Origin of the sequence: Mesorhizobium sp. M1295 (assembly GCF_040318135.1) — a bacterium.
Classification (GTDB): domain Bacteria; phylum Pseudomonadota; class Alphaproteobacteria; order Rhizobiales; family Rhizobiaceae; genus Mesorhizobium.
This window is the reverse complement of sequence record NZ_JAMYLU010000015.1, coordinates 58,928-82,558: the sequence shown is the minus strand read 5'-3', so window position 1 is coordinate 82,558 and position 23,631 is coordinate 58,928. Positions and strand designations below refer to the sequence as shown.

Here is a 23,631-nt window from a genome sequence, read left to right as displayed (position 1 = left end):
GTTGCGTTATGTGTAACGCAACACCTTACAGAACTCGTTCGATGGAATTGGCGAACAGGCCGGCGCGCCCCGCGACCGGTGTCCTTTGCCATCTGCGAGGTAGCTTCGAACTTGGTCGCTGAGCGGCATAATCAAATAGCTTCCTGTTCGTGGCATTTCGGAAACGCACTCAAATACTCCAGAGGAAATCAGAAATGGCAAAACGTGATCCGAACAAAACCGCCCGCAACAAACGGGACGCCGACATAACGGGAGAACTGAAGGTGCTGTGGCCAGTTGTATCTGCAAACACCGGCATAGCTGACCAACAGTCGTTCAACGCTCTGATCGGTGGCAAGGCAGCGACATTCATCGACCTTAAGAATGCCGTCATCAAATCGGCCGATGAATACATCTCCCTCTATCTGTCCGGGTTCAAAAAGGCCCGGGAGAAAGACGGATGGTCGGCCGGTGGAACCCCGTTCAGCGCCGACACGCTGGACAAGAACTTCGCCACATTGACGAAGTCAAAGGCGGTTAAGAAGTATTTCTTACTTTTTCTTCAGCGTTCGTTCTTGCGTCACTACGACGAGCTAGTTCGAGAGCGTCCATCGACGGCCGATGCAGAGGTCTGGATTGGCCAAAATAATAATGACTATGGCATCCTGATCACGCCTAGGTACAAGAACGGGGAGTGGGAAAACGACCAAAGCGAGATTCGGCACTTTCCGAAGTTGTACTGGACGATCGGTCATGTCTTGAGCTCTGGCCTTGTTGTTCAGAAAGACCCTGAGCCTTTAATCTTCGCTACTGTCGACGACTACCTACAGTTTTTTATGAAAGTGTTGGTGAGGCCGTCCGGGTCTACGTATGAGCGAGAAATTGCGAAGCGCTATTGCGACTATGTGAAAGCCCAGGAAAAGCCGGAGGACGTTCCCCTGCTCATCCCAGAATTTCGCTACAACGGCAAGGATAAGAAGCACAAGTATCGGCTGGATTTGTGCATCATAGATCCAGTGACCTTAAGGAAGGTCGGCATCGAGCTTTCTCCATGGTCCACCCATGGACTGCTCAAAGGAACTGCCGGGAAGACCCAGAAACAGATAAACGAGGAGGCGCTAGCGAATTTTGAGAAGGAAGCAACCAAGATGCGGGAATACTTTCAGAAGCACCGCATAACAACGCTAATCTATACCGACACTAGGCTCGCCGCGATCGACGAGGTGTTCGGAGAGATCGCGGTCTACCTCGGCGGGGGCGACCAAGTGAGCCAATTAGAATTCGATCTGATCAGCGAATTCCTGTAGCCAGTGTTGCCAACGGTCTGAGCCAAAACCCTAGAGCAATTCCAGGAAAAGTGTGTAACGGCTTCCGTTGCGTTCTCACCCGGCTACGGCCGCGTGAACATGTGGACGGGTTCGCTCGATTACCAACTCGAAAGCGGTCAAGTCATTCTCGGCACGCTGAACCGCCGTCGTCGACCGCTCCGAAATTCCTGATGACAATCCAATTGCAGCGTTTGACGAGTTCATGAAAGCGGGTGACGCGCCGTATGTTGTGAGAGACATCTTCGAGAAAGGCTTGTCCACGAAAACCTAAATGGATGACAGCTTTCCGGAAAAGATCAGTCGTTCCGGAACGTCGTATATGTGGCGCTACCCCGCCGCCCCGCTCCCCCACGGGCCATGGAAAGCGCCCTGCCCGTCGATACGCTCGAAGCCGTGCGCGCCGAAGAAATCGCGCTGCGCCTGGATCAGGTTCGAGGTGCCGCGGCCCTGCCGGTAACTGTCGAAATAGGCAAGCGCCGATGACAGGGCCGGCACCGGCGAGCCCGCTTCGGCTGCACTTGCCACGACACGGCGAAGCGACGGATGGGCCTCCTGCATCAATGAAACGAAAGCCGGCGCCATCAACAGGTTGGTGGCTGCGCCGCCGGCGCCGAAGGCCTCCGCCATCGTATCCAGCAATTGCGAGCGGATGATGCAGCCGGCCCGCCAGATCTTGGCGATGACCGGCATCGGCAGGTTCCAGTTGAATTCCTTCGACGCGCCGCTCATCACCGCGAACCCTTGCGCATAGGCGGCGATCTTGCCGGCAAACAGCGCCAGCTCGAGATCGCCGAGCAGCGCGTCCCTGTCTCCGGAAATCTTGCTCACGCCGCCGCCATAGGCCTTTTCGGCGGCCAGCCGCTCGTCCTTGATCGACGACAGCACGCGGGCCGCCACAGCCGCCTCGATCGCTGTGGCCGGGATACCGAGCTGCTGCGCCTCGATCACCGACCATTTGCCGGTGCCTTTCTGGCCGGCGCGGTCGAGAATGATGTCGACCACCGGTTTGCCGGTCTTGGGGTCGTCGGCGGCCAGTACCTTGGCGGTGATCTCGATCAGGTACGAGTTGAGCCGGCCCGTGTTCCACTGGGAAAACACCTCAGCGATTTCTTTCGGCCCCATGCCGAGCCCGTCACGCAAGATGCCGTAGATCTCGGCGATCATCTGCATGTCGGCATATTCGATGCCGTTGTGGATGGTCTTGACGAAATGGCCGGCGCCGTCGGTGCCAAGCCACGCCGCGCAAGGCTCGCCCTTGAACTTGGCCGAGATCGCGGTCAGCACCTTTTCGACGCGCTTCCAGGACTCTTCGGTGCCGCCGACCATGATCGAGGGACCGTGGCGTGCGCCCTCCTCGCCGCCGGACACGCCCATGCCGATGAAGGTCAGGCCCGAATCGGTAAGCTCCGAGAAGCGCCGCATCGTATCGCGGAAATTGGCGTTGCCGGCGTCGATGACGATGTCGTTGGCCGACAGCACGCCGCGCAATGCCGCGATCTGCTCGTCGACCGGCTTGCCGGCCAGCACCATGATGATGATCGGCCGCGGCGGCCGGATCGCGGCGGCCAGTTCCTCGAGGCTGTAGCAGGGCACCACCCTATCCCTGAGCGCGCCGGCATTTTCGACAAAGGCATCGGTGCGCGCCGCCGTGCGGTTGAAGACGGCGATGCGGTGCCCCTTCTCGGCGATGTTGAGCGCCAGGTTGGAGCCCATCGTGCCAAGGCCGATCAGGCCGATTTCGGCTTTTTCCATTGTTTCTTCCCTGCTTTCGGATCTTGTTGCTTTGAGCCGCGATTGGGTTGGATGCCCATTCTTGATGACGATGATTGACGGGCCTTCAAGGCCGCGTCAACCGTCTCGCCGAATTGTGTTGCGCGGACCAGCGCTCTCGTCACGGCCTGATGTCGATCGGCGCCTCTATCTTCACCATCTCGAAATCGGAGACCAGGATATCGAGCCGCGCCGTCCACCGGCCGGCGATCGGAATGACGAGATCGTCGACGCGCCAGGTGCCGTCGCCGGGCTTCGTCGCAGGGCGTTTTATCGGCTCGATGCCGGAATCGGGCTTTGACAGCACCAGCGTCACCTGCTTGGCGTCGAGCGGGCCGAAATCGCCGGTCATGATGAAGATCGAAGCAGCAACAGGTCCGGTGTGGCCGGGCGCAATGCTGAGATCGGCCATCGCTTGCTGCGTGTGGATATGCACCGATGCCGGCTGTGCCGCGGCGATTGCCAGCGCCCGCGGCGGCGGCGTGAAGCGCCAGCCGGCGCCAACTCCGAAGATCGCCACCACGATCAGCACCTCGATGGCGATCGAGCGGGCCAGCCGCCGCTGGACTTCCGTATTTCCTGCCTCGGCCGAGGCCGTGAGCTTGAAGCGGTTGACGGCGGCGAGCGTGAACAGAAAGACGAGCAGCACGAGCTTGAGCAGCAGCAGCCGGCCATAAGCGGTGTGGACCAGCGCCGACGGCGTTTGCACCTGGATGACGGCGAGCACGATGCCGGCTGCCGCAAGCACGGCCACGACGAACAGGATCGCTCGCGAAAACCGTCGCAGCAATGGCCCGGCTTTGGCCGGCTGCCGTTTCAAGGCAAGACCAAGCGGCGCCAGCGCCCCGGCCCAGACGGCGATACCAGTTCCGTGCAGAAACACCATCGGCCTGGTCAGCCATTGCGGCTCGGCGGCACTGGCATGCCCGCTGGCGGCAAGTGCTGCGCCGACGCCAGCCAGTCCGGCCAAGGCGAGCGGCTTTGCGTCGGCGGGCGGCACGACCAGCGATAATAGGCTGAGGCCGAGCGCCATCAGCGCGATCAGCACCGTCCAGCCGAAGCTGGTGCCCAGCCCGGTCTGCCAGATGACCGGCTGCGCCAGCCGGGCAAGCGGCGCGCCAAGCGCATCCAGCCCCTGCATGCCGAGCGACAGGGGTGCGGCGGCCAGCCCGCACAGGATTGCCGCGACGATCAGGCGCTGGCCGGATCGACCGCCTTGCGCCAGCCAGGCCAGCGCAAAGGCACCGCCGACGCCGAAAAACAGGCCGATATATAGAAAAACCTTGCCGATCCAGATCGCCGTTCGAAGCCCCCGGTCGACGGCTTCGGAGGCGGCCGGCGCAGCACTCGGTGCGCCGACCGAGAACAGCACCGAGCCGCCGACCGGATGCCCGTCGGCGGAGATCACTCGCCAGCTCAGCACATGCGTGCCGGATGTCAGCGCCTGCGGATTGTCGATCTCGACGGTCTGGCCGCTGAGCTGGAAAGAGCTCAGCGGGACCGCCGTGCCGTCGGGCCGCACCAGCGTCAGCACCAGCGGCGAAACCGGCTCGCTGAAGGTCAGCGACATCGGCGACGGGCTCTGCGCCAGCACCGCACCGTCAGCCGGCTCGGCCTTGATCAGCGCCGCATGGGCGAAGGCCGGATCAGGCATGGCAATTACGGCGAGCAGCACGATGGCGGCGAGCAGGCCAGCCACAAGCCGGCCAGAATGGTTGCCGGCCATGCAAGCTCGCCGCAGGAAGGATGCCGCGCTCATCTCACCGCCAAGAGCAGCGGCGCGCTCATCCGCCAAAGCGCGCCGCTGGAGCTCACTTCTTCGGCAGCAGCTTGAGGCCGGGCGCCGGAAATTCCAGCGCGTCCTCAGCCTGCCCGACCGCCGGAATTTCGATCCAGCGATCGGCGACGCCGTCACATTCCTGCACCACCGGGAAATGCAGCGTCTGGCCTGCCGGCAGGTCGGACGCCAGTGTCGTGCGAAAGACGAATTCGTCGTAGAATTCGTCCGGCAGGCTGCCGGCGCTCCAGTCGACCTCCTTGACGCCGCTGGTCACTGCCTGACCGTAGAGCTGGTAGGACTTCTCGTATTTGCCGTTCTTGACCTGCAGCGTCCAGCCCGGCTTCGGCATCGGTTTGACCGAGAGCACCCCTTCCGGGATCTGCACGCGCAAGGCGGTCATTGCCTTGCCCTCGCAGCCATGCGGCACCCGAAGAACCGCCTTGTAGGTCGAGCCGACCGCCGCCTCCGGCGTTTCGAGCGTGATGTGGGCGAAGGCCGCGCTGGTCCCGAGAACAAGAAGCACGCAGCCGGGCAAAAGAGATTTCTTCATGATGGTACCTCTCGAAGCGGCCAAGTCAGTCGTCGTCCTGGGGTGCCGCACTGCCGATGCCTTGCACGGCGAATTCAATCTGCACGGGCCCGGCTTTCTCGAAGGTCAGCGTGGCGGAGAACATTTCGCCCTCCTTGGGCCGCCGCTTCAAATCCATGAACATCAGATGATAGCCCTTAGGCGCCAGCGCGACCTTGCCGCCGGCCGGGATTTCGAGGCCGCCGGTGACCGGCCGCATGGTCATGACGCCATTGCTGACGCCCATCTCGTGCAGTTCGGCCTTAACCGAAATGTCGGAGGTGATCGACAGCAGGCGATCCGGCGCACTGCCGGTGTTGGTGATGGTGAAGTAGCCGCCGGCTACCTTGGCGCCGGCTGGCGTGGCGCGCGACCAGGGGTGCCCGATCTCGAGACCGCCAAGCTTGAACTCATGTGCCAACACCGTCTGGGCGTTGGCGAACAGGAGGGCAAGAACGCAAAGGGCGACGCCGAGACGCTGCTCGAAACTACCCAGTGAGAAGCGCCTGCGGCTGGATGCGGCAGCGCGAAAAGAGTGAGACATGATTGCTCCGTGGATTTTAAGAGATCGCGCCGATGCCGGTCGCGAACGATGTCGATAAACGCGCCGGCCAAGGGTGTGCGCGGCGCAAACCAGAACGGATCAGGCCGTCGCCGGTGGTGCGCGCGGATTGGACGGAGTGCGGGCGCGGGCGAAATCGCGATGCCGGAAGGCCGGCAGGAAAAAGGCGATGGTTTCGACGGAAGGGCTGCGAGACAGGCTCCCGGTGGCATCGGGCGGCGCGTAGACCGCCGAAACGAGGTTGCAGCCAAGCATGCAGCAAGCCGGCATGTGCTGCTGATGCGGATCCCCTGCCGGGAGTTGCGCCGCACCGTCATGGGTGCAGATCGTGTTGCCGAAAGCATCGAATTGCGAGGCGTTCGGCTCGATGCCGGAAGCAAACGCGCCGAACATCGACTGGAGCACGAAAAGCCAGGCCGCGGCGAACGCGACCGGCATGCTCCATCGTCTCCGGCGTATGGTCAAGAACCAGCCTCTTCACGCAGCAACGTCAGCTCTCTAGCACGGAGCCGGCGGCCGGAAAATCGCCAAAACGTTGCTGCGGCAACGCAACACAATCACGCGCGCAGCGGCTGCCTGCCCTCCGGGATCGACGTCAGCAGCGTGTGGCGGGCCGATTTCAGGTGCTTGCGGCAGGCGGCGTCGACCTTGGCGAGATCGCGCGATTTGAGCGCGGCGATATAGGCGAGATGCTCCTGGACCGCGACTTCGTTGCGCTCGCGCTCCTGCGCCTTGTTCCACTGGTAGTGGTAGTGGAAGATCATGGCGATGACGTCGTAGAAATCGACGATGAAGCGGTTGTGCGAGGCGCGGTGGATCAGCCGGTGAAAGCGCTCGTCGAGCTCGGAGAACGCGTTGAAGCGCACGGCGATCTCGCGCGCCAGCAGGCGATGCTCGTCTTCCAGGCTGTCGAGGTCGGCCCAGACCGGGCTGTCCTCGGGCAGAGCGGCAAAGGCGGCGGCCGAGCGCAGTTCGAACATCTCGCGGATTTCGGTCAGCTCCAGCGCGAAGGCGCGGGTAAAGCCTTTCAGCACCCAATGACTGTTGCGGCGCTTCTCGATCAGGCCGAAGCGCGAGAAGCGGATCAGGAATTCGCGCACGCTGGTGGTGCCGACGCCGATCTCGCGCGCCAGTTCGAGTTCGTTGATCTGCATGCCGGCCTCGGCGCCACCGGCAAGCAGCCGCCGCATGAAGGAGCGTTCGATGATCTCGGCCAGCGTGTCGGTCTCTTCCTCGGGAAAAAAATCGTCCGGCCGCGGCTCGCGCAGAACCGTCTTGCTGCGCTTGTTCCAATCGATCAGCCCGGTCTCTTCCATGCGGGCAAGGATGGTGCGGACGGTCGTGCGGCTGACGCCGAGCAGCGTGCCCAGCTCCGGCTCCGAAGGCAGGCTCCTGGTTTCGTCGAGCAGCCTAAGACCGCGATTATAGGCGTCCTTGTATACGTTGTTGCTCTTCGACATCCCCTGCCCCGTGGCGCGCCGGCGTTTGCGGCCGGCGTGAAGCTTTTCTCGCGCATGAAATCGGAATCGCTTCGGAAAACATCATGCGCAACGCTAGTTTTGGTTGTAGAGCCTACGTCGCGCATCCAAAAGACGCGTCGCGCTCTGGCGAAAAAACAATTGACGCAAAAATGTTTTTTCACGATAAAAGACATTATATGTTAAGAGCCGCGTGTCAATCCGCTCGCGCACCCAGGAACATACCCAGGAAGCTCCCGTGAACGCCGCAAACAGCATTCTTCTGTCTCCCGCCGACAATGTCGCGGTCGCCAATGGCCGCATCGAGATCGGCACCGTACTGCCGGGCGGCGCCGCCGCCGCCGCGCTGATCGAGCCGGGCCACAAGGTGGCGATCAAGCCGATTGCCGCCGGCGAAGCCGTGGTCAAATACGCCCAGGCAATCGGCCGTGCCACGCAGGATATCGCGCCCGGCGAGCATGTCCATTCGCACAATCTGGTCTTCGAAAGCGGGCGTTTGCCGGTGGTGCCGCCGAGCGAGGCCGTGCACGCGACCGAGGCCGACCGCGCCCGCGCCTTCATGGGCTACCGCCGTGCCGACGGCCGTGCCGGCACGCGCAACTTCATCGGCATTCTCGCCAGCGTCAATTGCTCGGCCACCGTCTGCCATGCCATCGCCGACGCGGCGAACCGCACGCTTCTGCCGCAATATCCCGGCATCGACGGCTTCGTCCCGATCGTCCACGGCCAGGGCTGCGGCATGAGCGCCACCGGCGATGGCATGATGGTGCTGCACCGTACGCTGGCCGGCTATGCACGTCATCCGAATTTCGGCGGCGTGCTGATGGTCGGGCTCGGCTGCGAGGTCAACCAGCTCACCCTCTATGGCCAGAAGGGCGTCGCCGCGGGAAAACGCCATTTCAACATCCAGGAAGCCGGCGGCTCGCGCAAATCGGTCGAGAAGGCGCTGGTCGTGCTGGCCGAGATCGCCGAAAAGGTCGGCAAGCTTCAGCGTGAGCCGATCCCGGTCAGCGAGATCGTCGTCGGCCTGCAATGCGGCGGCTCCGACGGCATGTCCGGCATCACTGCCAACCCGGCGCTGGGTGCGGCCGTCGACATTTTGGCCGGCGTCGGCGGCGTCGGCATCCTCTCCGAAACGACGGAGATCTACGGCGCCGAGCACCTGCTTGCCTATCGCGCCGCAACTCCCGAGATCGCCGCCAAGCTCGACGGCTACGTGAAATGGTGGGAAGACCATGTCGCCAAGCATGGCGCATCCATCGACAACAATCCCTCGCCGGGCAACAAGCGCGGCGGCCTGACCACCATCCTGGAAAAGTCGCTCGGCGCGGTCGCCAAGGGCGGCCAGACGCCGCTCAACGGCGTCTTCGGCTATGCCGAAAAGGTCACCGGGCACGGGCTGGTGTTCATGGACACGCCCGGCTACGACCCGGTCTCGGCCACCGGCCAGGTGGCGGGTGGCGCGAACGTCATCGTCTTCACCACCGGCCGCGGCTCCTGCTTCGGCTGCCGGCCGACGCCGTCGATCAAGGTCGCCAGCAACTCGACCATGTACCACACCATGGAAGAGGACATGGACGTGAATTGCGGCGTCATCGCCTCGGGCGAAAAGACCATTGCCGGCATGGGCCGCGAGATCTTCGAACTGATCGTCGAGACAGCTTCGGGCCGCAAGACCAAGAGCGAGGAATTCGGCTACGGCGACAACGAGTTCGTGCCTTGGCACCTCGGCGCGACGCTCTAAGCCGGACCGCTCGCGACAGTCGCGAACACCTGACGTGATCGCCAGGTGTCGCAGTTCGTACACTCCCAAAAAAAGAATGAACATTCCATATTGACTGAGTGATGGAATTAATATTCCATGCGGGATATTGGAGGAGATTGGCAGCGGAGTTCCGACAGAAAGAACTCTTCCGCCCAGCCATCCGAGGCAGGCATCAAACAGCGCTTGCGCCGACTGAGTTGATGCACTATCAAAATGCGGTAAATGTTTTTTATTGATAAAGTTCCGTTTGGGCCGCGCCATCCGAATGGAGCTTCCATAACATTCACCGGGCGACTTAGGGAGGACTCCTAATGAAATTCGTGACCAGCATTCTCAATCGCCGCGCCTTCGTGGCACTCACAGCCGCCTCGATGCTTGCCGGCGTGATGCATTCGGCCCCGGCATCCGCGGCCGACGTGACCATTCCGATCATCGTCAAGGACACCACGTCCTTCTATTGGCAGATCGTCCTGGCCGGCGCCCGCAAGGCCGGCAAGGACCTGGGCGTCAACGTGCCGGAGCTCGGCGCCCAGGCCGAGACCGACGTCAACGGCCAGATCTCGATCCTCGAAAATGCCGTCGCCGGCAACCCGGCCGCCGTCGTCATCGCACCGACCGAAGCCAAGGCGCTCGGCAAGCCGATCGACGAGGCCGCCACCAAGATCAAGATCATCGGTATCGACTCCGGCGCCGACTCCAAGGCCTTCACCTCGTTCCTGACCACCGACAACATTCAGGGCGGCCGCGTCGCCGCTGACGGCCTTGCCGCAGCCATCGGCGAAGCCAATGGCGGCAAGGTCGAGGGCGACGTCGCCCTGATCACCGCGCTTCCGGGCGCCGGCTCGCTCGAACAGCGCGCCCAGGGTTTTAAGGAACAGCTCGCCGCCAAATATCCCGGCCTCAAGCTGGTCGCCGACAAATACGCCGACGGCCAGGCCACCACCGGCCTCAACATCGCCACCGACCTGATCACCGCCAACCCCAACCTCAAGGGCATCTTCGCCTCCAACCTGATCATGGCGCAGGGCGTCGGTCAGGCGATCGCCGAGAACAGCCTCGCAGGCAAGGTCGGGCTGGTCGGCTTCGACAGCGACGAGAAGCTGATCAAGTTCCTCAATGACGGCGTCATTTCGGCGCTCGTCGTCCAGGATCCGTACCGGATGGGCTATGACGGCATCAAGACGGCGCTTGCCGCCTCGAAGGGCGAGAAGGTCGAAGCCAATGTCGACACCGGCGCCAACCTGGTTACCAAGGCCAACATGAAGGATCCGAAGATCGACGCGCTGCTCAACCCGAAGCTCGACTGAGCATCGCCGCTGTGAACTGTTTCCGGGGCCTTTTCGCCCCGGAAACATCCCACTCGTGCCAATCGCGAGGCCAATCTTTGGGGGCCAATCTGGGAGGATTGTCATGATGTCGACGGCGCAGGAACTCCATCCGGCTCCAACGCTTGAACCGGGCAGGACCATCCTCGAACTCCGCGGGCTGGAAAAGCGCTATCCCGGCACTCACGCGCTGAAGCCGGTCGACCTCGCCTTCAAGGCCGGCGAAATCCACGCCATCGTCGGCGAGAACGGCGCCGGCAAATCCACCCTGATCAAGCTTCTGACCGGCGTCATGCCGCGCACCTCCGGCGACGTCATCTGGGAGGGCAAGCCTGCCGCATTGGCGACGCCGCATGAGGCGATGGCGCTCGGCATCAATGCCGTGCATCAGGAAGTCGTCCTGTGCCGCCATCTCACCGTCGCCGCCAACATGTTCCTCGGCGAGGAGGATTCCCGTTTCGGTATCCTGCAGCAGCGGGCGATGGTCAGGCAGGCGCAGAAGATCATCGACGATCTCGGCTTCGACCTGCCGGCGCATGTCAAGCTGGGTGACCTGACCATCGGTCAGCAGCAGTTGATCGCCGCCGCCCGCGCCACCGTGCGCGGCACCAAATTCCTGATCTTCGACGAACCGACCGCCTACCTCACCCGCAAGGAGGCCGACCAGCTGTTCACGCTGATCCGCCGGCTGAAGGGCGAAGGCGTCACCATCATCTACATCAGCCATCGCATGGAAGAAGTGTTCGAGCTCGCCGACCGCGTCTCGGTGCTGCGCGACGGCACGCTGGTCGGCACCAGGAATATCGCCGAGACCAATGACGCCGAGCTGGTCAAGATGATGATCAACCGCTCGATCGAGCAGGTCTACCACAAGGAGCATTTCACCCCGGGCGCGATGCTTGTAGAAACCAGGAACCTGTCCGGCAAGGGTTTCGAAAATGTCTCGATGTCCGTCCGCGCCGGCGAGATCGTCGGCCTCTACGGGCTGATCGGCGCCGGCCGCAGCGAGTTCGTCACCACGCTCTATGGCCGCCACCGCAAGGCGGCCGGCCAGATCCTCTGGGAGGGCAAGGAGGTCAAGGTCAATTCAGAACATGACGCGATCAGGCTCGGCATGGCGCTGGCCCCGGAAAGCCGCCGCGACCAGGGCCTCTGCCTCAACCTGCCGGTCGGGCTCAACCTCAATCTGCCGATCTACAAGCGCATCTCAAGCAATCTGCTGATCTCCCGCGCGCAGGAAAAAGCCCAGGCCGATCGCCAGATCGCCGACCTGCGCATCAAGACGCCGACGCGAAGTGCGCTGGCCTCCAGCCTGTCCGGCGGCAATCAGCAGAAGATCGTCATCGGCAAATGGCTCGCGCACGGCGCCAAGCTGTTCATCTTCGACGAGCCGACCGTCGGCGTCGATGTCGGCACCAAGGCCGAGATCTACCGCCTGTTTGGCGCGCTGTTATCCAAGGGCGCCGGCATCATTCTGATCTCGTCCTACCTGCCCGAGGTCTATGAGCTCGCCGACACGCTGCACGTGTTCCGGCGCGGCAAGCTGGTGGCCACGCATGGGTTTCATACCGCTGATCACGAGGAGATCCTCACCCAGGCGCTGGCCGAGAAACAAGAAAGACCGGGAGGACGGATATGAGCACCGAGGCGATCGCTGCCGAAAGGCCGAAACGCAACTACAACGCCCTGTTCGGGCTGACACTGCTGGCACTGCTGGTTCTTTTGTGGATCATCTTGTCGGTGGCGACGCCGAGCTTCGCCTCGGCCAACAACATCTCGAACCTGTTGCGGCAAGGGTCGATGATCGCCATCCTGGCGGTCGGCCAGACCTTCGTCATCATCACCGGCGGCATCGACCTTTCCGTCGGCGCCGTTGTCGGCTTCGCCACCGTCATCGTCGCGATGCTGATCAACGCCGGCACACCGGTTTTCCTAGCCATCCTGATTACCTTGCTGGTCGGCGTCGCCATTGGCATGTTCCATGGCTTCGGCATCGTCAAGATGGGCTTGCCACCCTTCATCATCACCCTGGCGACGCTGACCTCGCTGCGCGGCATCGGCCTGTTGATGACCAACGGCAACTCGATCTCGATCAACAACGACGCCTTTCAGACGTTCTCGCGCAGTTCCTTCGTCGGCGTCCCCAATCTGTTCTGGATGGTGATCCTGGTCGGCATTCCGGCCTACATCTTCCTGCACCACAGCCGCTGGGGCCGTTACCTGTTCTCGGTCGGCTCCAACGCCGAGGCATCGCGTCTGTCGGGCGTCAACGTCCAGCGCACAATCTACATGGCCTATACGTTGTCGGGGCTGTGTGCGGCCTTCGTCGGCGTGCTGCTCGCGTCGCGCATCGGCATCGGCAATCCGACGCAGGCCGAGGGCTGGGAATTGCAGGCGATCGCTTCTTCGGTGATCGGCGGCACGTCGCTGTTCGGCGCTGTCGGCTCCGTGCACGGGCCGCTGCTCGGCGCCTTCATCCTTGCCACCATCAACAACGGCGCCAATCTGCTCAACGTCAACGCCTTCTGGCAGCGCATCATCACCGGGGTGCTGATCATCGTCATCGTCTATTTCGACGGGCTGCGCCGCCGCGGCAAATAGATCGCCCCCTAACAGCCGCCGGCCTCGCAACAGCAGAGCCGGCGGTGCCATGAACCGACTGGATTGAAGCATGAAAGCCGTCGTCTGCCGCTCGCCCGGCGAACTTGTCCTGGAAGATCGCCCGGCGCCTGGCGCGCCGCCCTCGGGCTGGGCGCTGGTCGCGGTCAACCATGTCGGCATCTGCGGCACCGATTATCACATTTTCGACGGCAAGCACCCGTTCCTCGCCTATCCCCGCATCATGGGCCACGAGGTTTCGGGCACCGTGATCGAGGTTGGCGAGGGCGTCGATCTCACCGTCGGCGAGCCGGTGATCGTCAATCCCTATCTCGCCTGCGGCAAATGCATCGCCTGCCGGCAAGGCAAGCCGAATTGCTGCGTCAGGATCGAGGTGCTCGGTGTCCATCGCGACGGCGCCATGTGCGAGCAGATCCTGGTGCCGGCGCAAAATCTTTATCCGGCAAACGGCCTGTCGCTGGGCGATGCGGCAGCCGTCGAATTCCTAGCGATTGGCGCCCATGCCGTGCGGCGCTCGCTGGCTGATCCAGGTGCGCGCACGCTGGTCATCGGCGCCGGCCCGATCGGGCTCGGCACGGCGCTGTTCGCCCGCATCGCCGGGCTCGACGTGACGCTGCTCGACATGAGTGCCGAGAGGCTGGGTTTCGCCGAAAGCGAACTCGGCTTCGCGACCCTCAACGGCTCGCAGGGCGCCGCCGCTGATCTGGTGCGGCAGGCGACCGACGGCGATGGTTTTGACGCGGTCTTCGACGCCACCGGCAACACCCAGTCGGTGCAGTCGGCCTTCGCCCATGTCGCGCATGGCGGCACGCTGGTGCTGGTCAGCGTCGTCAAGGACGACATCGCCTTTTCCGATCCCGAATTCCACAAGCGCGAGATGATGCTGATCGGCAGCCGCAACGCTCTGCGCGCCGATTTCGACCATGTCGCCGCTTCAATCCGCAACGGTGCGGTGCCGCTGGCAAAGCTAGTCACCCACCGCACCACGCTTGGCGAGACGCCGCGCGACCTCGCCCGCTGGGCACATGAGAAATCCGGGCTGATCAAGGCGGTCATCCAGGTCGGATGACACAACGATAGCCGCGTCTCAAAGCGCCGACAGTTTGAGTTCGATGCGCTCGGCCGGGAAGCGCGACTCCGAAAACTGGATCGGCTGACCGTCGGGCGTGACGTTGACGGCGACCGTCACCAGCACGATGGCGCCGGGCTGCAGGTCGAGGTCGGCAAGGTCGGCGGCATCGGCATGGCGCGCCGACAGCACGGTCGATTGCCGGAGATAGTCGTCGATGCCGAAACGTGCCAGCGATGCCGTGATCGAACCGGTTTCTGCCATGGCAGCATCGATGCCGGCAAAGCGCCTGGCATCGAACCAGCCGGCAGCGCGGGACACCGGCATTCCATCGGCTTCGCCCCGCGTTTCCAGGCGTATCACGTCGGCCCCCTGCGCAAGGCCTAAGCCCTCTGCGACACGACGGTTGGCCGGCTCGACCGATGAGGCGAGCAAGGTGATATGCCGCTCGGACGCCTGTCCTTGCAATCCCTCGGAAAAGCGGGTGCGGGCGCCGATCGGATAGGACAGCCGCTTTCGCGACAGCACGAAGGTGCCACGCCCTTGCTCCGCCTTGAGCACACCCTCCTGCACCAGGGCTGCGATAGCGCTGCGCACCGTATGGCGGTTGACGCCATAGCGTTCGGCAAGTGCCACCTCCGGCGGCAGCGCGGCATTCTCGGGAAAATCGCCAACGGCGATCGAGTGCAGGATCTGGTCGGCGATCTGCCGCCATAGCGCGACACCGCTGCGCCGCTCGATGCTGTTTGCTTGCCCGATCATTTCCCGCCCCAATCTTTGCGCCGACCTTTTGGCCCGTGTCACGTACACGTCATAGACACGCGCTAGATAATAGATATAATTTGTATAGTTGTCTATATCAATCGACAAATGCACGCAGACGAGGAGTAGCGGCCATGCGAGGACGGGAAGCGCGAGAGCAGGCCGAGCGCAAGGCCGTAATGGCGACGCTGGCGCAATCGGCCGGGGACGACATTGTCCGCCTCTGGGACGAAGCCGGGCTGCCTTGTGAAGCGGAACTTCTGCGTGGCCCCGAAACCGGCCTGGTTACCGTGCGCGGCCGCATCGGCGGCGGCGGCGCGCCGTTCAATGTCGGCGAGGCGACGGTCACCCGTGCCACGGTGCGGCTTGCGTCCAGCCATGTCGGCCACTGCTATGCGCTCGGCCGCGACAAGCAGAAGGCAAGGCTGGCAGCAATCGCCGATGCGCTGTGGCAGGACCCGGCCCACCGCAACGGGGTCGAGACCAGGCTCGTCGCGCCCTTGCAGGCGGCACTGGCCAAGGCCCGTGACCAGCGCCGCGCCGAGACGGCGGCGACCAAGGTCGATTTCTTCACAATGGTGCGCGGAGAAGACTGATGGACCTCGCCACTCAATCGATCGAAGGCGGCTTCGCCGATCCGGTATTCAACGCGCAGACCGTATTCCGCGCTGTGATGGACGCGATGGCGCGGCCGGGCAGCGTGCAGCCCTTGCCGGCCCTCGCCCACCCCCCCGTGCCGCTGTCGGCCACCGCCGGTGCCATTGCTCTGGCGCTGTGCGACAACGACACGCCGCTCTGGCTCGACCCGGCTTTGCAGGGGTCGGCGGCGGTGAAATCCTGGCTTGGCTTCCATACCGGCGCGCCGCTGGCCAACACCCCGGCCGACGCGCATTTCGCGCTGATTGCCACGCCGGCCGAGATGATGGCGCTCGACGGGTTTTCGCAAGGCACCCAGGATTATCCCGATCGTTCGACGACGCTGATCCTTGAGGTCGGCGATCTCGTCTCCGGCGCTCCGCTGCTGCTCGAAGGCCCGGGCATCGAGAAGACGGCGACGATCGCGCCGGCGCAAATGCCGCGTCATTTCGTCGAGCAATGGAAGCAGAACAATCAGCGCTTTCCGCGGGGTGTCGACATCATCCTCGCCACGTCCGACGCAATTGCCTGCCTGCCGCGCACGACGCGCATTAAGACGATGGAGGCGTAGGATGTATGTCGCGGTAAAAGGCGGTGAAGCGGCCATCCGCAACGCCCACAAATTGCTCGCCGACCGCCGGCGCGGCGATCGCTCGGTGCCCGCACTTCGGCTCGACCAGATCGTCGAGCAGCTGGCGCTCGGCGTCGACCGGGTGATGAGCGAAGGTTCGCTCTACGACAGGGAATTGGCGGCACTCGCCATCGTCCAGGCGCGCGGCGACATGATCGAGGCGATCTTCCTGGTTCGCGCCTATCGCACGACGCTGCCGCGCTTCGGCTATACCAGGGCGATCGAAACCGGCTCGATGCTGGTCGAACGGCGCGTGTCGGCGACCTACAAGGACCTGCCCGGCGGGCAGTTGCTCGGCCCGACTTTCGACTACACCCACCGGCTGCTCGATCCCGAGCTTGCCGCCGGCGGCGAAGTCGCCGAACCGGAGCAGCGTGCAGGCGAAGCGGAGGCGATGCCGCGCGTCTCGGCCATCCTCGCTCGCGAAGGCCTGATCGAGCCCGACGGCGACATGCCCGGGGATCATGTCCCCGGCGACATCACCCGCGAGCCGCTCGAATTCCCGATGGCGCGTGATATCCGCCTGCAGGCGCTGTCGCGCGGTGACGAGGGGTTTCTGCTGGCGCTCGGCTATTCCACCCAGCGCGGCTATGCGCGCAACCATCCTTTCGTCGGCGAGGTTCGTATCGGCGAGGTCGAACTGGAACTGGACGTGCCGGAACTGCCCTTTGCCGTGCCGCTCGGCAGCATCCGCGTCACCGAATGCCAGATGGTCAACCAGTTCAAGGGCTCGGCCAAGGCGCCGCCGCAATTCACCCGCGGGTACGGCCTCGTCTTCGGCCAGAGCGAGCGCAAGGCGATGGCCATGGCGCTATGCGACCGCGCTCTTCGTGCAACCGAATTCGGCGAAGATGTCGTCGCCGCCGCGCAAGACGAAGAGTTCGTCATCTCGCATTCCGACAATGTCCAGGCGACCGGCTTCGTCGAGCATTTGAAGCTGCCACACTATGTTGATTTTCAGGCCGAGCTCGACCTCGTGCGCCGCATGCGCGCCGCGCACGACGCCCGCGAAAACGCCGGCAAGGCCGAAGAGAAGAGGGAGGCCGCCGAATGACCGGACAACCGACCGACATCGCCACCTACAACTTCGCCTATCTCGACGAGCAGACCAAGCGGATGATCCGCCGCGCCATCCTCAAGGGCATTGCCATCCCCGGCTATCAGGTGCCGTTCGCGTCGCGCGAAATGCCGATGCCCTATGGCTGGGGCACCGGCGGCGTGCAGGTCACCGCTTCGATCATCGGCCCGGACGATGTACTCAAGGTCATCGACCAGGGCGCCGACGACACCACCAATGCCGTTTCGATCCGCGCCTTCTTCAAGAAGGTCGCCAATATCGCCGTCACCACCGAGACGGCCAAGGCGACCATCATCCAGACGCGCCACCGCATCCCTGAATATCCGCTGAGTGCCGGTCAGGTGCTGGTCTATCAGGTGCCGATCCCCGAGCCGCTGCGCTTCCTCGAGCCGCGCGAGACCGAGACGCGCAAAATGCATGCGCTGGAGGAATACGGCCTCATGCATGTGAAGCTCTACGAGGACATCGCCAAGCACGGCCGCATCGCCACCACCTACGCCTACCCGGTCAAGGTCGAGGGCCGCTATGTCATGGACCCCTCGCCGACGCCGAAATTCGATAATCCGAAGATGCATCGTTCGCCGGCTCTGCAGTTGTTCGGCGCCGGCCGCGAAAAACGCATCTATGCGCTGCCGCCCTTTACCGAGGTGGTCAGCCTCGACTTCGAGGATCATCCCTTCGAAGTGCAGACCTTCGACCAGCCCTGCGCGCTGTGCGCGGCCGAGAACGTCTATCTCGACGAGGTCATCCTCGACGACCATGGCGGCCACATGTTCGTCTGCTCCGACACCGATTATTGCGAGAAGCGGCGCGCCGAAGGCCACCGCGGCCATCTCGCGCCCGAGACCCATCTTGCCCCAGGAAAAATGGAGCCGGCTGAATGACCGACGAACCGCTGCTGCGCGTTTCGGCGCTGTCCAAATTCTACGGCTCGCGCGTCGGCTGCGAGAACGTCACCTTTGATCTGTGGCCGGGCGAAGTGCTGGCGGTGGTCGGCGAATCCGGTTCCGGCAAGACGACTTTGCTCAACTGCCTGTCGACTCGGCTGCTGCCCTCTTCCGGCACCGCCAGCTACCGCATGCGCGACGGCCAGTTCCGTGAGCTTTACCGCATGAGCGAGGCCGAGCGCCGCTTCCTGATGCGCACCGACTGGGGCTTTGTCCATCAGAACCCCGCCGACGGGCTGCGCATGACGGTGTCGGCCGGCGCCAATGTCGGCGAACGGCTGATGGCGGTCGGCGACCGCCACTATGGCAGGATCCGCGCGGCGGCGGTCGACTGGCTGTCGCGCGTCGAGATCGACGAGGACCGCATCGACGACGAGCCGCGCGCCTTCTCCGGCGGCATGCGCCAGCGCCTGCAGATCGCCCGCAACCTGGTCACAGGGCCGCGGCTGGTGTTCATGGACGAGCCGACCGGTGGCCTCGACGTTTCGGTACAGGCACGCCTGCTCGATCTGCTGCGGGGGCTGGTCACCGATCTCGGCCTGGCGGCCATCGTCGTCACCCACGATCTCGCCGTGGCGCGGCTGTTGTCGCAGCGCATGATGGTGATGAAGGACGGCCGTGTTGTCGAAAGCGGCCTCACCGACCGCGTCCTCGACGATCCGCGCGCGCCCTACACCCAGTTGCTTGTCTCCTCGATTCTGCAGGTGTGACGATGATTGCTCCGGCGTACCCCCCTCTGGCCTGCCCTCTTTGGCATCGCTTGGCATCTCCCCCTCAAGGGGAGAGATTGGCTATCACTCCCGGTTTCGCCATCCTACAACGTTGCAGAACGAGCGAGATAGTCAGGCTGCCCATCTCCCCCCTTGAGGGGGAGATGGCCGGCAGGCCAGAGGGGGGTGTTGGCCCGCAAACGAATGGCGATTGGAGGACCTTCTGATGGCAACCCCGCTCGTCGTCTCCGATGTCGCCAAGAGCTTCACCATGCATCTGCGCGACGGCATCAAACTGCCTGTCGTCGCCGGCGTCTCGTTCGCGATCAGGGCCGGCGAATGCTCCGTGCTCGGCGGCCCGTCCGGCGCCGGCAAGAGCTCGATCCTGAAAATGCTCTACGGCAATCATGCCGTCGACGCAGGCCAGATCATCGTCCAGCACGAGGACGGGCTCATCGATCTCGCCACGGCCAGCCCGCGCACCGTGCTAGCCGTGCGCCGGCTCACGATCGGCTATGTCAGCCAGTTCCTGCGCACCGTGCCGCGCGTCTCGGCGCTCGATGTCGTCGCCGAACCGCTGGTCGAGCGCGGCGAGGAGCGCGAAGCCGCGCGCGGCAAGGCACGCGACTTGCTGGCCCAATTGAACCTGCCGGAAAAACTCTGGGCGCTGCCGCCGGCGACGTTCTCCGGCGGCGAACAGCAGCGCGTCAACATCGCGCGCGGCTTCATCACCGAGCATCCGATCCTGCTGCTCGACGAGCCGACCGCTTCGCTTGATGCGAAGAACCGGGACGTCGTGATTTCCCTGATCGCCGCCAAGAAGGCGGCGGGCGTCGCTTTGCTCGGCATCTTCCACGATTACGACGTGCGCGAAGCCGTCGCCGATCGCATCATAGACGTGACCGCCTTCGCCGCTGGGAAAATCGCCGCATGACCAGGAAATTGTCGGAGGCCCCGCTGGTCCACGAGACGGCGGAGATCGAGAACTCGACGCTCGGCCGCTGGACCGAGATCGCCGACCGAAGCCGGGTTTCGGAAAGCATGATCGGCGACTATTCCTACATGATGCAGGACTGCAGCGTCTGGTGCGCGACAATCGGCAAATTCGCCAACATCGCCGCCAGCGTCCGCATCAATGCCACCAATCATCCGACCTGGCGGCCGACGCTGCACCATTTCACCTATCGCGCCTCCGACTATTGGGACGACGCCGAGCACGAGAGCGAATTCTTCGCTCAGCGCCGCGCCAAACGCGTCACCATCGGCCACGACACCTGGCTCGGCCATGGCTCGACCGTCCTGCCCGGCGTCACCGTTGGCGACGGTGCGGCGGTCGGTGCCGGCGCAGTGGTATCGAAGGACGTCGCTCCCTACACCATCGTCGGCGGCGTACCGGCCAAGCCGATCCGCGAGCGCTTCGACCGCCGCACCGCGGAGCGCTATCAGGCGCTCGCCTGGTGGGATTGGGATCATGCAAGGCTGCGCGCCGCGCTCGACGATTTCCGGGAGCTGTCGGCGGAGGCTTTTCTGGAGAAGTATGGTGGCTAAGGATCGTGAATGGTAATGGCGGGCAGCGATTAAATTTCGAGGCTCAGGAAAGCCTTTCTTATCACCATTCACCATTCGAGCTTCTCGCGCCGAGTTGATCCCGCCCCGCTCCAGGCTGTGGGCGGTAACAAAACTGACATCAATCAGACACCGCAGGTTCACGTAGCTGCGCTAGCGAGGGTTAACAGACCTTCAATTGCGATTGGACTGGAGCCTGCACCATGTCAGCTACGCTCGAAATCCGCGGCGTCACCCGCCGGTTCGGCAAGAACACCGCCGTCAGCAATGTTCACATCTCGATCCCGCAAGGACAGATGGTCGGCGTCATCGGCCGCTCCGGCGCCGGCAAATCGACCCTTCTGCGCATGATCAACCGCCTCATCGATCCCAGCCAGGGATCCATCCTGTTCGACGGCGTCGAGGTTTCCGGGTTGCGCGGCTCGCCGCTCCGGCGTTGGCAACGCGACTGTGCCATGATCTTCCAGCAGTTCAATCTGGTGCCGCGCCTCGATGTGCTGACCAATGTACTGCTCGGCCGGCTCAACCACCGCTCGACCCTGTCCAACCTGTTCGGCATGTTCTCCCGCAACGAATGCGCCGAGGCGGTTGCAGCCCTCGAGCACCTGGACATCGCCCGCACCGCGCTGCAGCCCGCCGGCACGCTTTCCGGCGGCCAGCAGCAGCGCGTTGCGATCGCGCGTGCCATGATGCAGCAGCCGAAGGTGTTGCTCGCCGACGAGCCGATTGCCTCGCTCGATCCGCTCAACGCCAAAGTGGTGATGGATTCGCTGCAGGATATCAATTTGCGCGAGGGTATCATCGTCATCACCAATCTGCATACGCTGGATACGGCGCGCAACTATTGCAACCGCATCATCGGCATGGCCGCCGGCAAGGTCGTCTTCGACGGCCCGCCCGAAGACCTCAATCGCGAGGCGGTGCGCATGGTCTATGGCGCCGACAGCAATGGCGGCGAAATCTCCGAGGCCATCACCTCGACCAGTGTCGCCATCAAACAGAAAATCGCTGCATCCGCCGGACCGCTCGAGCCAGCGTTTCCTGGTTAGTTGAGAACGGCCTGATCGCCGCCCGCGTCAAAGGCACTCGTCAAAATTCGATCGCAACCGGCGCGAGGCCGGATCAAAGGAGAGAGACCCAATGTTCAGGAAGATGGTTTTTGGCGCGGTTTCATTGCTCGCCATCGCGGCCAGTGCCGCTCACGCCCAGGATATCAAGGAATTCCGCATCGGTATCCTTGGCGGTGAAAATGAAGCGGACCGGCTGCGCAATTTTCAGTGCCTCGCCGATCACCTGACGTCCGAATTCGGCTTCGAGAAGGTCTCGCTGTTCCCGGCCGCCGACTACGACGGCGTCATCCAGGGCCTGCTCGGCGGCACGCTCGATTTCGCCGAGCTTGGTGCGTCGGGCTATGCCAGCGTCTACCTCAAGGATCCGAACGCGGTGACCCCGATCCTCACCACCCAGCAGACCGACGGTGCGACCGGTTATTATTCGATAGGCCTGGCGCTGAAGTCGTCCGGCATCACCGACATCAAATCGGCCAAGGGCAAGAAGCTCGGTTATGCCGACCCGGATTCGACGTCGGGCTATCTGATCCCGCTGACCCAGATCCCGAAGGACACCGGCGCTTCGAACGAAACCTTCTTCGCCTCGACCCAGTTCAATGGCGGCCACGAGAACAACCTTCTCGCCGTCCGCGACGGCAAGGTCGACGTGGCGGTTGACGACTCCTCGGGCATCGGCGACTTCAAGAACGGTTACACGTCCGGCACCTTCCACAAGGAAGTCGCCAAGGGCGCCGTCGACCCCAACGACTTCGTCGAAGTCTGGCGCTCCGGCCTGATCCCGAATGGCCCGCTGGTCGTGCGCACCGCGCTCGGCGGCGATATGAGCGCCAAGCTCGCCAACTTCTTCACCAGCTTGCCGGCCAAGGACAAGCCTTGCTTCGAAGCCATCGAAGGCGGCGATTTCACCGGCTACGTTCCAGTGAAGCCGGACTTCTACAGCGTCATCGTCGAAGCCCGCAAAGCGGCGATCGGCGGGTGAATGCAATTGAAAAGGGCGGCCTTACCAGCGCCGCCCTTTTTGCATGCCGATCATGACCATCTCAGCCACGATCCGTTCAGACGCGACCCGGCGGACGGCCGACACCTGGCGACGCCAGACGTCCTTGCGCCGGTTCTACACCGCGCTCGGCATCGGCTTGCTGCTTGTCGCCATGTGCACAGCCATGTGGTTCGCCGACGAGGCCAATGCCGGACATTTCTTCGATCGGCTGCCGCACATACTGGATTTCCTTAGCTGGCTTGTTCCCAAGGACTGGAATGACGTCTGGCGCGCGCTGTTCGACATCGCATCGCCGCACGACAAAGGCAGCCAGGAGTTCAACTTCCCGCTTGGCCGCATCTGTCTCTGGGGCGGCTTTTATCTACCCGAATATTTCGAGCTGATGCTCACCACGCTCAACGTGGCGCTGGTTTCCACTTTCATCGGCTTCGTCTTTGCGGTGCCCTTTTCCTTCATCGCCGCGCGCAACTTGACGCCCAGTCCGGTGCTCAGGCTCGTCGTCAAGCGCTTCATGGAACTGCTTCGCGCCTTCCCGGAGATCGTCATTGCCGGCCTTTTCGCAGCCATCCTCTCGACCGGCCCGGTCGCGGCCATCATCGCCATCGGCCTGCATTCCATCGGCGCCCTCGGCAAGCTCTTCTACGAGATCAACGAAAACATCGACATGCGCGCCGAAGAAGGCCTGCGCGCGGTCGGCGCCAACTGGTTCGAGCGCGTGCGCTTTGCCGGCCTGCCGCAAGTGCTGCCCAATTTCACGTCCTACACGCTGCTCAGGATCGAGATCAATGTCCGCATCTCGACCATCATCGGCGCGGTCGGGGGTGGTGGCATCGGCGAGGAACTGAAGCTCTCCATCTCGCGCGGCTTCGGCGCCAAAACGCTGGCACTGGTGCTGCTGCTGTTCACGACGATCTTCCTCGTCGACCAGTTCTCTGCCTGGCTAAGGCGCAAGCTCGTCGGTGAGCAGGCATTCATGATGGGCGCCTGA

The 23,631-nt window shown here is 63.5% G+C and carries 23 protein-coding genes; 16 read left to right on the top strand and 7 right to left on the bottom strand.

Annotated elements, in window-relative coordinates:
- Nucleotides 1-194 precede the first annotated feature (194 nt).
- The gene (locus NKH29_RS20680; protein ID WP_353000480.1) at nucleotides 195-1,286 is read left to right on the top strand and encodes a hypothetical protein; all 1,092 of its coding nucleotides are present in this window, start codon (nucleotides 195-197) and stop codon (nucleotides 1,284-1,286) included.
- Between the two features lie 348 nt (nucleotides 1,287-1,634).
- On the opposite strand, the gene gnd is transcribed toward NKH29_RS20680, so the two are convergent.
- The 6 genes from gnd to NKH29_RS20650 all read right to left on the bottom strand — a co-directional run bounded on the left by gnd (nucleotide 1,635) and on the right by NKH29_RS20650 (nucleotide 7,447).
- Nucleotides 1,635-3,059: an NADP-dependent phosphogluconate dehydrogenase gene (gene gnd, locus NKH29_RS20675; RefSeq protein ID WP_352789304.1), complete on the bottom strand. Its 1,425-nt coding sequence runs from the start codon at nucleotides 3,057-3,059 to the stop codon at nucleotides 1,635-1,637.
- 139 nt (nucleotides 3,060-3,198) lie between these two features.
- Entirely contained in the window at nucleotides 3,199-4,836 is a 1,638-nt protein-coding gene (locus NKH29_RS20670; protein WP_502900413.1) for a copper resistance CopC/CopD family protein, read from the bottom strand.
- 52 nt (nucleotides 4,837-4,888) lie between these two features.
- Complete coding sequence (locus NKH29_RS20665) at nucleotides 4,889-5,407, bottom strand: YcnI family copper-binding membrane protein (RefSeq protein WP_352483616.1); 519 nt, start codon at nucleotides 5,405-5,407, stop codon at nucleotides 4,889-4,891.
- Nucleotides 5,408-5,432: 25 nt separating this feature from the next.
- Nucleotides 5,433-5,969, bottom strand: a complete 537-nt coding sequence (locus NKH29_RS20660) for a copper chaperone PCu(A)C (protein WP_352483617.1) — start codon at nucleotides 5,967-5,969, stop codon at nucleotides 5,433-5,435.
- 99 nt (nucleotides 5,970-6,068) lie between these two features.
- Entirely contained in the window at nucleotides 6,069-6,425 is a 357-nt protein-coding gene (locus NKH29_RS20655) for a DUF2946 family protein (RefSeq protein WP_352483618.1), read from the bottom strand.
- 119 nt (nucleotides 6,426-6,544) lie between these two features.
- Nucleotides 6,545-7,447, bottom strand: a complete 903-nt coding sequence (locus NKH29_RS20650; RefSeq protein WP_352483619.1) for a GntR family transcriptional regulator — start codon at nucleotides 7,445-7,447, stop codon at nucleotides 6,545-6,547.
- Nucleotides 7,448-7,703: 256 nt separating this feature from the next.
- On the opposite strand from NKH29_RS20650, the gene NKH29_RS20645 reads away from it, so the two are divergent.
- The 5 genes from NKH29_RS20645 to NKH29_RS20625 all read left to right on the top strand — a co-directional run bounded on the left by NKH29_RS20645 (nucleotide 7,704) and on the right by NKH29_RS20625 (nucleotide 14,243).
- Entirely contained in the window at nucleotides 7,704-9,209 is a 1,506-nt protein-coding gene (locus tag NKH29_RS20645) for a UxaA family hydrolase (RefSeq protein ID WP_353000478.1), read from the top strand.
- Nucleotides 9,210-9,541: 332 nt separating this feature from the next.
- Nucleotides 9,542-10,537, top strand: coding sequence for an ABC transporter substrate-binding protein (locus NKH29_RS20640; RefSeq protein ID WP_353000477.1), 996 nt, complete (start codon nucleotides 9,542-9,544; stop codon nucleotides 10,535-10,537).
- Between the two features lie 103 nt (nucleotides 10,538-10,640).
- A complete protein-coding gene (locus NKH29_RS20635) occupies nucleotides 10,641-12,194 on the top strand; it encodes a sugar ABC transporter ATP-binding protein (protein ID WP_023721964.1) in 1,554 nt (517 codons plus the stop codon).
- Nucleotides 12,191-13,156 carry an ABC transporter permease gene (locus NKH29_RS20630; protein ID WP_352483622.1) on the top strand — a complete coding sequence of 322 codons (966 nt, stop codon included), beginning with the start codon at nucleotides 12,191-12,193 and terminating at the stop codon, nucleotides 13,154-13,156. The genes NKH29_RS20635 and NKH29_RS20630 overlap by 4 nt, the downstream gene beginning before the upstream one ends.
- Before the next feature lie 70 nt (nucleotides 13,157-13,226).
- Nucleotides 13,227-14,243 carry a zinc-binding alcohol dehydrogenase family protein gene (locus NKH29_RS20625; protein ID WP_352495512.1) on the top strand — a complete coding sequence of 339 codons (1,017 nt, stop codon included), beginning with the start codon at nucleotides 13,227-13,229 and terminating at the stop codon, nucleotides 14,241-14,243.
- 18 nt (nucleotides 14,244-14,261) lie between these two features.
- On the opposite strand, the gene phnF is transcribed toward NKH29_RS20625, so the two are convergent.
- Nucleotides 14,262-15,005, bottom strand: coding sequence for a phosphonate metabolism transcriptional regulator PhnF (gene phnF, locus NKH29_RS20620; RefSeq protein ID WP_352483624.1), 744 nt, complete (start codon nucleotides 15,003-15,005; stop codon nucleotides 14,262-14,264).
- Nucleotides 15,006-15,139: 134 nt separating this feature from the next.
- Between phnF and phnG the strand changes: the two genes are divergently transcribed.
- The 10 genes from phnG (at nucleotide 15,140) to phnE (ending at nucleotide 23,631) form a co-directional block, all read left to right on the top strand.
- Nucleotides 15,140-15,601, top strand: coding sequence for a phosphonate C-P lyase system protein PhnG (gene phnG / locus NKH29_RS20615; protein WP_352964100.1), 462 nt, complete (start codon nucleotides 15,140-15,142; stop codon nucleotides 15,599-15,601).
- The gene (gene phnH, locus NKH29_RS20610; RefSeq protein WP_352495514.1) at nucleotides 15,601-16,212 is read left to right on the top strand and encodes a phosphonate C-P lyase system protein PhnH; all 612 of its coding nucleotides are present in this window, start codon (nucleotides 15,601-15,603) and stop codon (nucleotides 16,210-16,212) included. The genes phnG and phnH overlap by 1 nt, the downstream gene beginning before the upstream one ends.
- Before the next feature lies 1 nt (nucleotide 16,213).
- Entirely contained in the window at nucleotides 16,214-17,326 is a 1,113-nt protein-coding gene (locus NKH29_RS20605) for a carbon-phosphorus lyase complex subunit (RefSeq protein ID WP_352861001.1), read from the top strand.
- Complete coding sequence (locus tag NKH29_RS20600) at nucleotides 17,323-18,234, top strand: alpha-D-ribose 1-methylphosphonate 5-phosphate C-P-lyase PhnJ (protein WP_352964093.1); 912 nt, start codon at nucleotides 17,323-17,325, stop codon at nucleotides 18,232-18,234. Before NKH29_RS20605 ends, NKH29_RS20600 begins: the two co-directional genes overlap by 4 nt.
- Nucleotides 18,231-19,007, top strand: a complete 777-nt coding sequence (gene phnK, locus NKH29_RS20595) for a phosphonate C-P lyase system protein PhnK (protein WP_352964090.1) — start codon at nucleotides 18,231-18,233, stop codon at nucleotides 19,005-19,007. Before NKH29_RS20600 ends, phnK begins: the two co-directional genes overlap by 4 nt.
- 226 nt (nucleotides 19,008-19,233) lie before the next feature.
- A complete protein-coding gene (phnL, locus tag NKH29_RS20590; RefSeq protein ID WP_352964087.1) occupies nucleotides 19,234-19,941 on the top strand; it encodes a phosphonate C-P lyase system protein PhnL in 708 nt (235 codons plus the stop codon).
- On the top strand, nucleotides 19,938-20,555 hold the full coding sequence (locus NKH29_RS20585; protein ID WP_352483629.1) for a DapH/DapD/GlmU-related protein: 618 nt from the start codon (nucleotides 19,938-19,940) through the stop codon (nucleotides 20,553-20,555). Before phnL ends, NKH29_RS20585 begins: the two co-directional genes overlap by 4 nt.
- A gap of 221 nt (nucleotides 20,556-20,776) precedes the next feature.
- Nucleotides 20,777-21,622: a phosphonate ABC transporter ATP-binding protein gene (phnC, locus tag NKH29_RS20580; RefSeq protein ID WP_352592796.1), complete on the top strand. Its 846-nt coding sequence runs from the start codon at nucleotides 20,777-20,779 to the stop codon at nucleotides 21,620-21,622.
- A gap of 91 nt (nucleotides 21,623-21,713) precedes the next feature.
- A complete protein-coding gene (gene phnD, locus NKH29_RS20575) occupies nucleotides 21,714-22,622 on the top strand; it encodes a phosphonate ABC transporter substrate-binding protein (protein WP_023721976.1) in 909 nt (302 codons plus the stop codon).
- A 52-nt stretch (nucleotides 22,623-22,674) separates the two neighbouring features.
- Nucleotides 22,675-23,631 (top strand): phosphonate ABC transporter, permease protein PhnE, encoded by a 957-nt coding sequence (gene phnE, locus NKH29_RS20570; RefSeq protein ID WP_352861009.1) that lies wholly within the window; start codon nucleotides 22,675-22,677, stop codon nucleotides 23,629-23,631.